Origin of the sequence: Paracoccus denitrificans, from assembly GCF_900100045.1 — a bacterium.
GTDB classification, from domain to species: domain Bacteria; phylum Pseudomonadota; class Alphaproteobacteria; order Rhodobacterales; family Rhodobacteraceae; genus Paracoccus; species Paracoccus denitrificans.
Window position 1 is genome coordinate 142,248 of the sequence record NZ_FNEA01000010.1, and the last position, 13,363, is coordinate 155,610.

Sequence of the window (13,363 nt, forward strand, 5' to 3'; positions counted from 1 at the left end):
ATGAAAAGGGACGAGGGACAATGTCGCCAGCACTGATCGCCGCGCTTCCGTTCATCGGGGCGCTGTTGCCCGGATTGCTGATCCGCTCGGGACGCGATGTCGCGGCCGTCTCCTGCGCGACGGCGACATTCATCGCGCTCCTGGGCCTTTGCCTGCACATCCCGGCGATCATGGCGGGCGAAGTGATCACGGCGCGGTTCGAATGGCTGCCCTCGTTGGGACTGAACGCGAATTTCCGCATCGACGGGCTGGGCCTTCTGTTCGGCATCCTGATCCTGGGGATCGGCCTGCTGATCATCGCCTATGCGCGCTATTACCTGTCGAGGAACGATCCGGCGGGCGTGTTCTATGCCTATCTGATGCTGTTCCAGGGCGCGATGCTGGGCATCGTGCTGTCGGACAACATCCTGCTGCTGCTGGTGTTCTGGGAACTGACCTCGCTGTCGTCCTTCCTGCTCATCGGCTATTGGAAGCATCTGCCCGAGGGGCGGCAGGGCGCCCGCATGGCGCTGACCGTGACCGGCATGGGCGGGCTGGCCATGATCGCGGGCATGCTGATCCTGGGCAATATCGCCGGCAGCTACGACATCGGCGACATTCTGCAGGCGCGCGAGGCGATCCAGGCCAGCCCGTATTACCTGCCGGCGCTGCTGCTGATCCTGCTGGGCGCATTCACCAAATCGGCGCAGTTCCCGTTCCATTTCTGGCTGCCGCACGCCATGGCGGCGCCGACGCCGGTTTCGGCCTATCTGCATTCCGCGACCATGGTGAAGGCCGGGCTGTTCCTGATGGCGCGGCTGTGGCCGGTGCTGTCGGGGACGCCGGAATGGTTCTACATCGTCGCCACGACCGGGCTTGTGACCATGGTGCTGGCGGCCTGGATCGCCATCTTCCGCGACGACCTGAAATCGCTGCTGGCCTTTTCCACCGTCTCGCATCTGGGGCTGATCACCATGCTGCTGGGCTTCGGCACCGAGGCGGCGGCGGTGGCGGCGGTCTTTCACATCATCAACCACGCCACCTTCAAGGCGGCGCTGTTCATGACCGCCGGCATCATCGACCACGAGACGGGCACGCGTTCCATCGCCCGGCTGGGCGGTTTGCGCCGGCTGATGCCGGTGACCTTCGCCATCGGCACCATCGCCGCGCTATCCATGGCGGGCATTCCGCCGCTGAACGGATTCCTGTCCAAGGAACTGATGCTGGAACAGGCGACCCATGCCGTCTGGCAGGGCAATCCGTGGCTGATGGCTGCGATGGCGACGCTGGGGGCGCTGTTCTCGGTCTGCTATTCGCTGCGCTTCGTCTGGCAGGTGTTCTTCGGACCCGAGCGGGACGACTATCCGCACAAGCCGCATGATCCGGGCTTCGGCCTGTGGTCCGCCCCGGCGCTTCTGGCGGTGCTGGTTGTGCTGATCGGGCTGTTTCCGGCCAGCATGGCCGGCTGGCTGGTCGAGGTTTCGGCCAGCGCCGTCACCGGCACCGCCCAGCATCCGCATCTGGCGCTGTGGCACGGGCTGAACCTGCCGCTGGCGCTGTCGGCCGCCGCCCTGGCCGGCGGGGCGGTGCTGCTGGCGCTGAATCGTCCGATGCTGGCGGCCCGCGCCGCCATCGCCTGGCCCGACGCCAAGGCGATCTTCGACGCCATCACCCGCGCCGCGACCTGTGCGGCGGGGTTCTTTACCGACCGGCTGACCAACGGGTCGATGTCGCGCGCCCTTGCCGCCTTTGCGCTGACCGTCGTACTTTGCGGGCTCTGGGCCTTTTCGACCGGAGGCTGGCAGGGCGCGACCCGGCCGATGCTGCCGGTCCAGCCGGTGCCGCTGGTCGGCTGGGCGGCCCTGATGGTGGCGACCTGCTGCATGGTCGCCTTTCACCGCCGGCGCATCCTGGCGCTGGTGCTGGTCGGGATCATCGGGCTGATGGTCTCGGTCAGCTTCATTTATCTTTCGGCCCCCGACCTGGCGCTGACGCAGATCTCGGTCGAGGTGGTCACGGTGGTCCTGCTGCTGCTGGCGCTGAATTTCCTGCCCAAGTTCACCGTGATCGACAGCCGCGACCGCAAGCGCGGCATGGACGCCTTTATCGCCACGGTAACCGGGCTCGGCTTCGGGGCGCTGGCCTATGTCATCATGCGCAGCGATTTCGCGTTTCCGTCGATCTCGGAATACATGCTGGCGAACAGCTACAAGCTGGGCGGAGGCGACAACGTGGTGAACGTGATCCTGGTGGACTTCCGCGGCTACGACACCTTCGGCGAGATCACCGTGCTGGGCATCGCCGCGCTGACCATATTCGCCCTGACCGAGACGCTGCTGGCGGGCGCAAGCGGCCGGCGGTTGCGCAACTGGGTCCATGACAGCCGCCGCGCTGGCGACCGCCATCCGCTGACGCTGGTGGTGGTGACGCGGCTGATCCTGCCCATCTCGCTGGTGGTCGGGCTGTATATCTTCCTGCGCGGCCACAACATGCCGGGCGGCGGCTTCGTCGCCGGGCTTGTGGTCTCGGTGGCGCTGGTGTCGCAATACATGGCCTCGGGCTTTGCTTGGACGCAGGAGCGGCAAAAGATCAACTATCACGCCCTGATCGGCGCCGGCGTCATCGCCGCCGGTCTGACCGGCATCGGCGCCTGGTTCGCCGGGCTGCCCTTCCTGAGCTCGGCCTATGGCTATGTGAAGCTGCCGGGGATCGAGGAATTCGAGCTGGCCTCGGCCATGGGCTTCGACCTGGGCGTGTTCCTGTGCGTGGTGGGGGCGGTGATGCTGGCGCTGAACTCGCTGTCGCGGATCGCGCGTCAGGCGGGCGAGACGGTAAACCTGGACCCCATGGACATCGACCCCAGCAAGGAGGCGAGGCGCTGATGGAACTTCTGCTGTCGAGCGCGATCGGGATGCTGACCGCCGCAGGGGTCTATCTGATCCTGCGCCTGCGGAGCTTTGCCGTGGTGCTGGGCATGACCATGCTCAGCTATGCCATCAACCTGTTCCTGTTCTCGACCGGGCGGCTGGTGGTCAACGCGCCGCCGGTCCTGCAAAAGGGGGTGGAGGTCTATACCGACCCGCTGCCGCAGGCGCTGGTCCTGACCGCCATCGTGATCTCGTTCGGGATGACGGCGGTGGTGGTGATGATGGCGCTGGGGGCTTTCCTCGAGGGGGGCGACGACCGCGTCGACATGCCGCGCGCCGACCGCCTGCCGGGGGATGGTGACGCATGAACCACCTTATCATCGCCCCCGTCATCCTGCCCGCCGTCATCGGGCCGCTGATCATCCTGTGGATGCGCAACGACCTGCTGTTGCAGCGGGTGTTCTCGATTGTCGGGACCGCGCTTCTGGCCGGGGTGGCGCTTTACCTGAACGTGCTCGCCGCGGGCGGCGAGGTCCAGGTCTATCGCCTGGGCAACTGGGCCGCGCCCTTCGGCATCGTCCTGATGCTGGACCGGCTGGCGGCGCTGATGCTGCTGCTGACGGCCGTGCTGGCGCTGGCGGTCCAGCTTTACGCCATGGGCTCGGGCTGGGACCGCAAGGGCCGGCATTTCCATGCGCTCTGGCAGTTCCAGCTGATGGGCGTCTGCGGCGCCTTCCTGACCGGCGACGCCTTCAACCTGTTCGTGTTCTTCGAGATCCTGCTGATCGCCAGCTATGGGTTGATGATCCATGGCGGGGGCGAGATGCGGCTGCGCGCCGGGGTGCAATACGTCGCCTACAACCTTGCCGGCTCGACCCTGTTCCTGGCGGCGCTGGGGGTGCTCTATTCGGTTACCGGCACGCTGAACATGGCCGACATGGCGCTGCGCGTGGCGGCGATGCCGGCCGAGGACACCGCGCTGTTGCGCGTGGGCGCGGTGCTGCTGATGCTGGTCTTTGCCGTCAAGGCGGCGCTGGTGCCGCTGCATTTCTGGCTGCCCTCGACCTATGCCAATGCGCCGGGGCCGGTGGCGGCGCTGTTCGCCATCATGACCAAGGTGGGGGTCTATGGCATCATCCGCTTCTTCACGCTGGTCTTTCCGCAGGATGGGGTGATCGAAAGCGTGGTGGCCGATCTGCTTCTGCCCGCCGCGCTGTTCACGCTGGCCATCGGGCAGATCGGTATCCTCGGCACCCGCCATCTGGGCCGGCTGGCCGGTTTCGCCGCCATCGGCTCGATCGGGACGCTGATGATCGCGGTGGCGCAGTTCACGCCGCAGGGCACCTCGGCGGCGGTCTATTACATGATCCACTCGACGCTGGCGGCGGGCGCGCTGTTTCTGATCATGGACATGGTCGGAGCGCGCCGGGGCGATCTGTGGCTGCGGCTGGATCGGGTGATGCCGGGCAATGGGCTGGTTGCCGCGCTGTATTTCACCGCGGCCATCGCCGTGGTCGGCATGCCGCCGTTTTCCGGCTTCATCGGCAAGCTCCTGGTGATGCAGGCGACCGGGGCGGCGCCGGCGATGGTCTGGATCTGGGCCACCATCCTGATCACCTCGCTGGTCGCGATCTATGCCCTGTCGCGCGCCGGCTCGATCCTGTTCTGGAAAAGCTTCCAGCTTAGTCCAGCCCCCGCAACGGCCTCCCCACCCGTGCCCGCCCCCGCAACCGCGGGCGGTCCCAAGCTGGAGCCGGACGAGCCGATCCAGGATCTTGGCGATGCGCCGGCGAACTGGCTGGCGGTCGCCTCGGTGGTGCTGCTCTTGTCGGGCATCGTCGCGCTGACCGCTTTCGCCGGCCCCGCCATGCGGCTGGCCGAGGCGACGGCGGCGCAGCTTCACAACCCCGACGCCTATGTCTCGGCGGTGCTGGAAGGGCAGGAGGGCACGAAATGATCCGCCGCCTGTTCCCGCATCCCTGGCTGTCGGTCACGCTGGTCCTGGTCTGGATGGCCCTGGTCAACCGCTGGGCCGTGGGCTCGCTGGTCTTTGCCGCGATCATCGGCGTGGTGGTGCCGCTGATCACCGCGCCCTATTGGCCCGGCGCAAAGGGCTATCGCGCGCCCCACAGGATTCCGGCCTATCTGGCCATCGTGCTGTGGGACATCGCCAAGGCGAATTTCGCCGTGGCGCGGATCGTGCTGTTCACGCCGCGCCGCGCGCTCCAGCCCGCCTGGATCGCCGTGCCGCTGGACCTGCGCCACCCCGAGGCGATCACCGCGCTGGCCGCGACCATCACCCTGACCCCCGGCACGGTCAGTTGCGACTTGTCCGAGGACGGCCGCGCACTGCTGGTCCATGCCATGCACGCCCCCGACCCGGATGCGGTGCTGGATGAGATCAAGACCCGCTACGAGGCCCGGTTGAAGGAGATCTTCGAATGATCGCTTATGCGCTTTTCTTCGCCTATGGCTGCTTTGGGCTGGCGCTATTGTTCTGCCTTTACCGCGTGGTCTTCGCGCCGGGCCTGTCGGATCGGGTGCTGGCGCTGGACACCATGGCGATCAACGTGATCGCGCTTCTGACGCTGTTCGGCATCGACAAGGGGACCACGATGTATTTCGAGGCCTCGCTGATGTTCGCCATGGTCGGCTTCATCTCGACCGTGGCTTACGCGAAATTCGTCCTGCGCGGCGACATCATCGAATAGGGGGCGGGCATGATCGCGGAAATCGTCGTCTCGGTGCTGGTGGTGGTGGGCGGGTTCTTCGGCCTCGTCGGCTCTTATGGGCTGGTCAAGCTGCCCGACCCGATGACCCGGCTGCATGCGCCCACGAAATCGGCGACGCTGGGCGTGGGGGCGGTGCTGATCGCCTCGCTGATCTGGTTCCCGGCGCGGCATGGGGTGCTGACCTGGCACGAGCTGCTGATCACGCTGTTCCTGTTCCTGACCGCGCCGGTCACCGGCTATTTCATCGCCAAGGCGCATATGCATCTGGGCTGGAGCCGCGACGAACTGCCCCGCCCGGCGCCCGGCAAGGACTGGGCGACCTTCTGCGACCCGGACAAGGAAAGCCTGGTCGATCGCCGCGCCGGCGAATAGGGACCGATGCGTGTCCTGCTGCGGGATACGCATGCCTATCGCGGCTGCCGGCTGGCGCTGCCGGACGGCGTGCCCGACCGCGACCGGGACGTGATCGTGGGCTTTTCCGACGGCATCGAGGTGCCGGGGCGGCTTACCGTGACCCAGACGTCCGGGCCGGTGCTGGACATCGCCGCCTATCGCACCGCGCGCGGCACCCGGATCGTGCGCAAAAGCTGGCGTCTCAGACAGGACAACGAAGGCTGGGCGATCGCCGCGCGGCTGGCGGCGGAACCCTGATATGGAAAAGGGGCGGAAAACCCGCCCCTTCATCCGTTCTGATCCGCCGTTCAGATCAGCCCGGCATGGGCAAGCGCCTCGTCGATGCGCACCTTGGTGGCGTCGGTCAGCCCGACCAGCGGCAGGCGCACCCGTTCGCTGCAAAGACCCAGCCGCGACATCGCATATTTTGCGCCGGAAACGCCCGGCTCCAGGAAAATCGCCACATGCAGGGGCATCAGCCGGTCCTGATAGTCCAGCGCCTTGGCGTAGTCGCCGGCCAGCGTCGCCTCCTGGAACGCGGCGCAAAGCTTCGGCGCGACATTCGCCGTGACCGAGATGCAGCCCACTCCGCCATGGGCGTTGAAGCCGAGCGCGGTCGCGTCCTCGCCCGAAAGCTGGACGAAATCCTTGCCGCAGGCGGCGCGCTGCATCGAGACGCGCTCCAGCTTGCCGGTCGCGTCCTTGACGCCGATGATGCGCGGCAGCTTCGCCAGCTCGCCCATGGTCTCGGGCAGCATGTCGATGACCGAGCGGCCGGGGATGTTGTAGATGATGATCGGCAGGTCGCTGGCGTCGTGCAGCGCGGTGTAATGCGCGATCAGCCCGGCCTGGGTCGGCTTGTTGTAATAAGGCGTCACCACCAGCGCCGCGTCGGCACCCGCGGCCTGCGCGTGCTGCACCAGCCCGATGCCCTCGCGCGTCGAGTTCGAGCCGGCGCCGGCGATGACCGGGATGCGGCCGGCGGCCATGCGCACCACTTCCTCGATGACCTGGCGGTGCTCCTCATGGCTCAGCGTCGGGCTTTCGCCGGTGGTGCCGACGGGCACCAGCCCGTGGCTGCCCTGTTCGACATGCCACTCGACAAGCTTTTCCAGCGCGGGGAGATCCAACTCCCCATCCGGGGTGAAGGGCGTGACCAGCGCGGGCAGCGAGCCTTTGAACATGTGGGTATCCTGAATTTGCCTCTTATGGCGGCTTACATCCGGGCGCGCGGATTGCCAAGGATGTGAGTTGCGCCGCCCGGCGGAACCTCGCAGAAATGGGGGCATGATGTATCCTTTCCGTGACAGGCTCCTGGCGCCGCTGCTGGCCCTTGCCCTAAGCCTTGCCCAACCGGCCGGGGCCGAGGATGCCGGGCACCTGTCGCGTGCGCTGGCCGCGGCGGCGATGCGCGACTGGGCGACCGCGACGGCCGAGGCCGACGCCTCGGGTCCCATCGCCCGCGACCTGATCCAGTGGCAGCGGCTGCGGGCCGGGCTGGGCAGCTGGCCGGAATATCGCGACTTTGCCGCCCGCAACCGCGACTGGCCCGGCATGGCGCTGTTCTGGAAGCGCGGCGATGCGGTGCTGCGCGCCGACCTGCCGCCTGCCGAGGTGATCGAATGGTTCGGCCCCCGCCGCCCCGACACGCTGAATGGTGCCATGGCGCTGATCGCGGCCTTGCAGGCGACCGATCCGCCGGCCGCCAAGGCCGAGATCGCGCGCTTCTGGACCGAGCAGGCGCTGACCAAGCCCGAGGCCGACGCCTTTCTGGCCGCGCATGGCACCGAGGTCGCGGGGTTGCACGACGCGCGGCTGATGCGGCTTCTGGACCTGGGCGAATGGCAGGCGGCGCAGGTGGTGCTGCCCATGGCCTCGGCCCCCGCGCAGGCCCTGGGCCGCGCGCGGCTGGCGCTGCAATCGGGGCAGGCCGGGGTGGATACGCTGATCCTGGCCCTGCCGGACGCGCAACGGGGGGATGCGGGGCTTGCGCTGGACCGTTTCCGCTGGCGGGTCTGGGCCAAGATGCCGGAACTGGCGCGCGAGCTGATGCTGGAACGCTCGACCAGCGCCGAGGCGTTGCGCGACCCCGCCGCCTGGGCCGGCAAGCGCGCCGATTACGCCCGGCTGGCGTTGCGGCAGGGCGACTGGGCCTTGGCCGAAAGGTTGGCGGCGGGGCATTTCCTGCCGCCGGGCAGCGATGCCTATTCGGATCTGGAATGGCTTGCGGGCTACGGCGCGCTGCGCGGCGGTGCGGCCGACCGGGCGCTTGGGCATTTCCAGACGCTGGAAAGGGCGGTGGCGAGCCCGATCTCGCTGTCCCGCGCCCATTACTGGCAGGGCCGCGCGCTGGAGGCCAAGGGCGACGGGCCGGGCGCGGACGCGGCCTATGCCCGCGCCGCCGGCTATCAATCGGCCTGGTATGGGCAGCTTGCCGCGGAAAGGCTGGGCCTGCCGATGCTGCCCGACCTGGCCGTCGCCGGGCGCAGCGAGGCCAGCCTGCCCGACTGGCGCGGCAGCCTCTTGCGCACCAACCCGGTCTGGCAGGCCGGTACCTGGCTGGTCGCGGCGGGCGAGCCCGATCAGGGCGCGCGCTTCTTCCTGCACCTGGCCGAGACCGCTGCGCCCGAGGATATCGGCCGCATGGCGCGGATGATGCTTGAGATGCGGCTGCCCTGGCACGCGCTGCGGCTGGCCAAGGCCGCCGCCGCCAAGGGCGCGGTCTATCCGGCCGCCTATTTTCCGCTGACGGGTCTTGAGAACAGCGAACTGGGCCTGCCGCCCGAGCTGGTCATGGCCATCGCCCGGCGCGAAAGCGAGTTCAACCATACCGTCTCTTCGCATGCCGGCGCGCTGGGGCTGATGCAGGTCATGCCGGATACCGCGCGTTCCATGGCGCGGCGTATCGGCGAGCCTTTCGAGCAGGCGCGGCTGACCCGCGACGCCGCCTATAACGCGCGGCTGGGCGCGGCCTATCTGGCAGGGCTGCGCGAACGCTTCGGCCCCTCGATCGCGCTGGTCGCGGCGGGCTACAATGCCGGGCCGGGCCGCTCGGCCCGCTGGCTGGGCGAGTTCGGCGACCTGCGCGGCGAGGTCGATCCGGTCGATTGGGTCGAGATGATCCCCTTCGACGAGACCCGCAACTATGTCATGCGGGTGGCCGAGGCGCTGCCCATCTATCGCGCCCGCATCAAGGGGGCGCCGGTGCCGCTGGTGCCGAGCTGGGATCTGACGGGCGGCGGCGTGAAGCCCGCGCCTGCGCAGCCGCCGGTCCGGCTTGCGCGTTCCGCCCGGCCGCTGATGCCTGTGCGCACGCTGGCCGGCTATGCCGCGGGCGGGGTGCTGGCCGAGGTCTTGGGCCCGGCCCCGGTCGAGGAGGCCAGCGCCGTGCCGCTCAACCCTGTCCGGCCCGCTCGCGCTGGCGTGCGCGCCACCAGGTGAACAGGCCGGCGCCGACGACGATGAGCCCGCCGATGGCGACGTTCGGCGCCAGCGTCTCGCCAAAGATCACTACGCCGAAGATGCTGACCCAGACCAGCTGGGTATAGGAAAACGGCTGCAAGGCCGAGGCTTCTGCAAGCTCATAGGCCTTGATCAGCATGAAATGCGCCACCACCGCCGTCAGGCACAGCAGCAGAAGCCAGGGAATGTCGCGCCCGGCGATGGGTTCCCAATGCCAGACGCCGACCAGGGTGATGGCGACGGCCCCGGCGATGCCGGTCCAGAAAAAGCTGACCATGGCCGGATCGTCGCGCCCGACCAGCCGGGTCAGCAGGCCATAGACCGCGAACATGGCCGCGCCGACGAAGGGCAGCACCGCATCGGCGCTGAAGACGCCGCTGCCCGGTTTCAGCACGATCAGGATGCCGGCAAAGCCCACCGCGACCGCAACCCAGCGGCGCCAGCCGACCTTTTCGCCCAGGAACGGCCCCGACAGCGCCGAGATCAGCAGCGGATAGCAGGCAAAGATCGCATGGGTGTTGATCAGGCCCAGCCGCACGAAGGCCTCGACCGTGACCACGACCTCTGCCACCAGAAGCACGCCGCGGAAGATCTGCGTCCATGGCCGCTTCGAGCGCATGGCGCGGCCGAGCCCGCCCGGTGCGCGGGCGCACAGCAGGATGACGAATACCGCGAAGAACCAGAACCGCAGCATGATGACGAAGATCGGAGAATAGGCCGCGCCCAGATAGCGCGAGATGCCGTCCTGTGCCGCAAAGATCAGCGCCGAGGCGCAGATCAGCAGGATCGCCGTGCCTTGTCGGTCGTTGCGCGGCGCCGCAAGCGGCGGCGGCACGGCAGGCGGACGGGCTGCCGGGGCCATCAGCGGCCCCGTCTGGCGATTATTGGGCATGGTGCGAATCCCGGGCGTGAGATTCGCCCATGCCCTTGCCGGCGGGAAAGGTCAAGCCGGGCTCAGTCGCGCTGACGCACCAGTCCCGCGAATTCGTCGAAAAGCTGCGGATTGGCGGCGACGATCGAGCCCGATTCGACCGGGCTCTGGTCGGGGCGGATCGATTCGACGAAACCGCCGGCCTCTTTCACCAGCAGGATGCCGGCGGCCACGTCCCAGGACTTGATGCCGCGTTCCCAATAGCCCTCGTAGCGGCCGGTCGCGACATAGGCCAGGTCCAGCGAGGCCGCGCCCCAGCGCCTGACGCCCGCGGTCAGCGGCATCAGCCGGCTGAGGTCGCGCAGCGTGGCAGGCAGGGTGCCGCGCCCGGCAAAGGGCACGCCGGTGGCGAAGATCGATTCGATCATCTGCCGGCGGCCCGAGACGCGGATGCGGCGGTCGTTCAGAAAGGCGCCGTCGCCGCGCTCGGCGGTGAACAGTTCGTCCTTGGCGGCGTCGAAGACCACCGAGGCGACGATCTCACCCTTGTGCTCCAGCGCGATGCTGACCGCCCAATGCGGCAGGCCGTGCAGGAAGTTGGTGGTGCCGTCCAGCGGGTCGACGATCCAGCGGCGGGTCGGATCCTCGCCCGCCTCTTCGCCGGTTTCCTCGCCGATCCAGCCATAGTTCGGCCGTGCGGTGCGCAGTTCTTCCTTGATGATGCGCTCGGCCTCGCGGTCGGCGCGGCTGACGAAGTCGCCCGCGCCCTTGACCGAGACCTGAAGGTTCTCGACCTCGCGGAAGTCCTTGACGAGGCTGCGGCCCGCCTTGCGCGCGGCCTTGATCATGATGTTGAGATTGGCGCTGGCCATGGCTGTTCCTTTTTGGGATTGCCAGCCTATTAGGCGAAGGACCGCATAAAGTGAAGCCGGCGCGGGCCCTAGTGCGTTGCGATCATGGCATAGCCGGGATGAAAGGCCACCCGGACCGAGGTGATGGCGCCCAGATCGTTGAAGGTGGTGCGTGTGAGGATCAGGAGCGCGGTGCCCTGCCGGGTCTCCAGCAGCCGGGCATCGCGGGCGCTGGCGTTCTCGGCCGAAAACGCCATGTCGGCATGCAGCCAGGGAAAATTCCTGACCAGCCATTCGTTGGCGGTGATGCGCTGGAAATCCACCGCCTCGGCGCCGGGCGCGGCGGCGGGGTTGATCCAGCGGTCCTCGGCCTGGAAGGGCTTGTCGTCGCCGTAATGCACGGTGCGCAGGTGGATCAGTTCGCATCCTTCGGGCAGGGACATGCGGGCGGCGATCTCGGCCGGTAGCGGGCTGCGGCGTTGCGCGACGACGCGGTGGCTGTATTCCATCCCCGCCTGCTCGATCTGTTCGCGCACGATGGGGATGGTCAACACGGCCTTGCGCGCCGGGTTGACCGTCACATGCGTCCCGGCGCGGCGCTTGCGGTCCAGAAGCCCTTCCTCGGCCAGCATTTGCAGCGCCTTGTTCACCGTGGCGCGGGCGACGCCGAATTCGACGGCCAGTTCCGCCTCGTCCGGGATGCGGTCGCCCTGCCGCCATTCGCGATCCACGATGCGGCGGCGCACCTCGCTGGTGATGGCTTGCGCCTTGGAGGAGTTTCTTTCGGTCACATGCGGTCCTGAAGCCGGGCGATGGTCGCCAGATAATCGGCGATGATGCGGTCGCGGTCCATATGCCTGCCGCCCTGCACGACATGGCGGCCGGCCGACCAGGCGTCGCGGACCAGCCCGTCATGGCCGGCAAAGACCAGGCTGTCGAGCATCTGGTCGCCCTGGCGTCCCGCCATGACCGGATTGTCCAGCCCCACCGAGACCAGATCGGCCCAGAGGCCCGGCCGGATCGCCCCGGTCTCGCGCCCCGCCGCCGTGGCGCCGCCGTCCAGCCCCGCCTCATAGATCACCCGGCCGGTCGAGCGTCCCGGCGTGGCCAGGATCGCCCGGCCGCGGTCGCGCAGGCGCTGGCTGTATTCCAGCGTCCGCAATTCCTCGACCAGCGAGATGCGGATGTTGCTGTCCGAGCCGAAGCCGATGCGGCCGCTTTCCTCGGCCCAGATCGTGCCGTTGAAGATGCCGTCGCCCAGGGACGATTCGGTGATCGGGCAGAGGCCCGCCACGGCGCCGGTGGCGGCAAGCCGGCGCGTCTCGTCCTCGGTCATGTGGGTCAGGTGGATCAGCGTCCAGCGCCGGTCGGGCTGGTGGTTGTCCAGAAGCCATTCGACCGGACGGCGGCCATAGGCGGCGCTGATTTCCTCGATCTCGGGCACCTGCTCGGCCAGGTGCATGTGCAGCGGCCGGCCGGGGCGCAGCGCCACGCAGGCCTGCAGTGCCTCGGGGCTGACCGCGCGCAGGCTGTGCGGCGCGATGCCGATGCCGGCGTCGGCGGGCAGGGTGCGCAGCGCGGCCTCGGCCCCCTCGACCAGCCGCACGAATTCCTCGGGCGTGGTGCCGAAGCGGTTCTGGCCGGGGGCGAGCGGCCGGCGGTCCACGCCGCCGAACTGGTAATGCACCGGCAGCAGGGTCAAGCCGATGCCGGTGCGGCCGGCGGCGGCGGTGATGCGCTCGGCCATTTCGGCGATGTTGTCGTAATGCCCGCCGCCGGGGCGGTGGTGCAGATAATGGAACTCGACATTGGTGGCATAACCGGCCTCCAGCATCTCCATCTGCACCAGCGCGGCGATGGATTCGACATCCTCGGGCGTCAGGTGATCAAGGAAGCGATACATGATCTGCCGCCAGGTCCAGAAGGTATCGCGCGGCTCGGGGCCCTTCGCCTCGGAAAGCCCGGCCATGGCGCGCTGAAAGGCGTGGCTATGCAGGTTCGCCAGGGCCGGCAGCAGCAGGCCGGTGCGATGGCCTTGCGGTGCCGCGTCCTTTTCCACCGCGGCGATTCGGCCCTGATCGACCGTCACCCGGACATTCTCTGCCCATCCATCGGGCAGCAAGGCCCGTTCCGCCCAGATAACCGTCATCCCGTCGCCCTTCTTTGTGCCAAAATAAGTTTAGACATAGAGTTGAAATAAGTTTAGAC

13 protein-coding genes are annotated in these 13,363 nt (G+C 68.2%); 8 read left to right on the forward strand and 5 right to left on the reverse strand.

Annotated elements, in window-relative coordinates; genetic code table 11:
- Positions 1–20 precede the first annotated feature (20 nt).
- From BLT64_RS10820 to BLT64_RS10850, 7 genes are read left to right on the forward strand one after another with little or no spacing between them, the layout of a single operon-like run.
- Positions 21–2,861, forward strand: a complete 2,841-nt coding sequence (locus BLT64_RS10820; protein ID WP_011747042.1) for a monovalent cation/H+ antiporter subunit A — start codon at positions 21–23, stop codon at positions 2,859–2,861.
- Entirely contained in the window at positions 2,861–3,214 is a 354-nt protein-coding gene (locus BLT64_RS10825; protein WP_011747043.1) for a Na+/H+ antiporter subunit C, read from the forward strand. The genes BLT64_RS10820 and BLT64_RS10825 overlap by 1 nt, the downstream gene beginning before the upstream one ends.
- Positions 3,211–4,803, forward strand: a complete 1,593-nt coding sequence (locus tag BLT64_RS10830) for a monovalent cation/H+ antiporter subunit D (protein WP_011747044.1) — start codon at positions 3,211–3,213, stop codon at positions 4,801–4,803. Before BLT64_RS10825 ends, BLT64_RS10830 begins: the two co-directional genes overlap by 4 nt.
- A complete protein-coding gene (locus BLT64_RS10835) occupies positions 4,800–5,291 on the forward strand; it encodes a Na+/H+ antiporter subunit E (RefSeq protein WP_011747045.1) in 492 nt (163 codons plus the stop codon). Before BLT64_RS10830 ends, BLT64_RS10835 begins: the two co-directional genes overlap by 4 nt.
- Positions 5,288–5,557, forward strand: a complete 270-nt coding sequence (locus BLT64_RS10840; RefSeq protein ID WP_011747046.1) for a K+/H+ antiporter subunit F — start codon at positions 5,288–5,290, stop codon at positions 5,555–5,557. The genes BLT64_RS10835 and BLT64_RS10840 overlap by 4 nt, the downstream gene beginning before the upstream one ends.
- A gap of 9 nt (positions 5,558–5,566) precedes the next feature.
- A complete protein-coding gene (locus BLT64_RS10845) occupies positions 5,567–5,950 on the forward strand; it encodes a Na+/H+ antiporter subunit G (protein WP_011747047.1) in 384 nt (127 codons plus the stop codon).
- A gap of 6 nt (positions 5,951–5,956) precedes the next feature.
- Positions 5,957–6,229, forward strand: a complete 273-nt coding sequence (locus BLT64_RS10850; protein ID WP_011747048.1) for a hypothetical protein — start codon at positions 5,957–5,959, stop codon at positions 6,227–6,229.
- A 50-nt stretch (positions 6,230–6,279) separates the two neighbouring features.
- Here BLT64_RS10850 and dapA read toward each other — a convergent pair whose 3' ends face one another.
- The gene (dapA, locus tag BLT64_RS10855) at positions 6,280–7,155 is read right to left on the reverse strand and encodes a 4-hydroxy-tetrahydrodipicolinate synthase (protein ID WP_011747049.1); all 876 of its coding nucleotides are present in this window, start codon (positions 7,153–7,155) and stop codon (positions 6,280–6,282) included.
- 103 nt (positions 7,156–7,258) lie between these two features.
- Between dapA and BLT64_RS10860 the strand changes: the two genes are divergently transcribed.
- The gene (locus tag BLT64_RS10860; protein WP_128492980.1) at positions 7,259–9,412 is read left to right on the forward strand and encodes a lytic transglycosylase domain-containing protein; all 2,154 of its coding nucleotides are present in this window, start codon (positions 7,259–7,261) and stop codon (positions 9,410–9,412) included.
- Here the strand turns inward: BLT64_RS10860 and BLT64_RS10865 are convergent.
- The 4 genes from BLT64_RS10865 to BLT64_RS10880 form a co-directional block, all read right to left on the reverse strand.
- Entirely contained in the window at positions 9,366–10,325 is a 960-nt protein-coding gene (locus tag BLT64_RS10865) for a DMT family transporter (RefSeq protein WP_011747051.1), read from the reverse strand. The genes BLT64_RS10860 and BLT64_RS10865 overlap by 47 nt on opposite strands.
- Before the next feature lie 62 nt (positions 10,326–10,387).
- Positions 10,388–11,176: an inositol monophosphatase family protein gene (locus BLT64_RS10870; protein WP_011747052.1), complete on the reverse strand. Its 789-nt coding sequence runs from the start codon at positions 11,174–11,176 to the stop codon at positions 10,388–10,390.
- A 68-nt stretch (positions 11,177–11,244) separates the two neighbouring features.
- On the reverse strand, positions 11,245–11,946 hold the full coding sequence (hutC, locus tag BLT64_RS10875; protein ID WP_011747053.1) for a histidine utilization transcriptional repressor HutC: 702 nt from the start codon (positions 11,944–11,946) through the stop codon (positions 11,245–11,247).
- On the reverse strand, positions 11,943–13,304 hold the full coding sequence (locus tag BLT64_RS10880) for a formimidoylglutamate deiminase (protein WP_011747054.1): 1,362 nt from the start codon (positions 13,302–13,304) through the stop codon (positions 11,943–11,945). The genes hutC and BLT64_RS10880 overlap by 4 nt, the downstream gene beginning before the upstream one ends.
- Between the last annotated feature and the right edge of the window lie 59 nt (positions 13,305–13,363).

What these genes read in the sequence shown, in the direction of transcription:
- BLT64_RS10820 (WP_011747042.1), top strand. Translation starts at nt 21, where the DNA reads ATGTCGCCAGCACTGATCGCCGCGCTTCCGTTCATCGGGGCGCTGTTG.
- BLT64_RS10825 (WP_011747043.1), top strand. Translation starts at nt 2,861, where the DNA reads ATGGAACTTCTGCTGTCGAGCGCGATCGGGATGCTGACCGCCGCAGGG.
- BLT64_RS10830 (WP_011747044.1), top strand. Translation starts at nt 3,211, where the DNA reads ATGAACCACCTTATCATCGCCCCCGTCATCCTGCCCGCCGTCATCGGG.
- BLT64_RS10835 (WP_011747045.1), top strand. Translation starts at nt 4,800, where the DNA reads ATGATCCGCCGCCTGTTCCCGCATCCCTGGCTGTCGGTCACGCTGGTC.
- BLT64_RS10840 (WP_011747046.1), top strand. Translation starts at nt 5,288, where the DNA reads ATGATCGCTTATGCGCTTTTCTTCGCCTATGGCTGCTTTGGGCTGGCG.
- BLT64_RS10845 (WP_011747047.1), top strand. Translation starts at nt 5,567, where the DNA reads ATGATCGCGGAAATCGTCGTCTCGGTGCTGGTGGTGGTGGGCGGGTTC.
- BLT64_RS10850 (WP_011747048.1), top strand. Translation starts at nt 5,957, where the DNA reads ATGCGTGTCCTGCTGCGGGATACGCATGCCTATCGCGGCTGCCGGCTG.
- dapA (WP_011747049.1), bottom strand. Translation starts at nt 7,155, where the DNA reads ATGTTCAAAGGCTCGCTGCCCGCGCTGGTCACGCCCTTCACCCCGGAT.
- BLT64_RS10860 (WP_128492980.1), top strand. Translation starts at nt 7,259, where the DNA reads ATGATGTATCCTTTCCGTGACAGGCTCCTGGCGCCGCTGCTGGCCCTT.
- BLT64_RS10865 (WP_011747051.1), bottom strand. Translation starts at nt 10,325, where the DNA reads ATGCCCAATAATCGCCAGACGGGGCCGCTGATGGCCCCGGCAGCCCGT.
- BLT64_RS10870 (WP_011747052.1), bottom strand. Translation starts at nt 11,176, where the DNA reads ATGGCCAGCGCCAATCTCAACATCATGATCAAGGCCGCGCGCAAGGCG.
- BLT64_RS10880 (WP_011747054.1), bottom strand. Translation starts at nt 13,304, where the DNA reads ATGACGGTTATCTGGGCGGAACGGGCCTTGCTGCCCGATGGATGGGCA.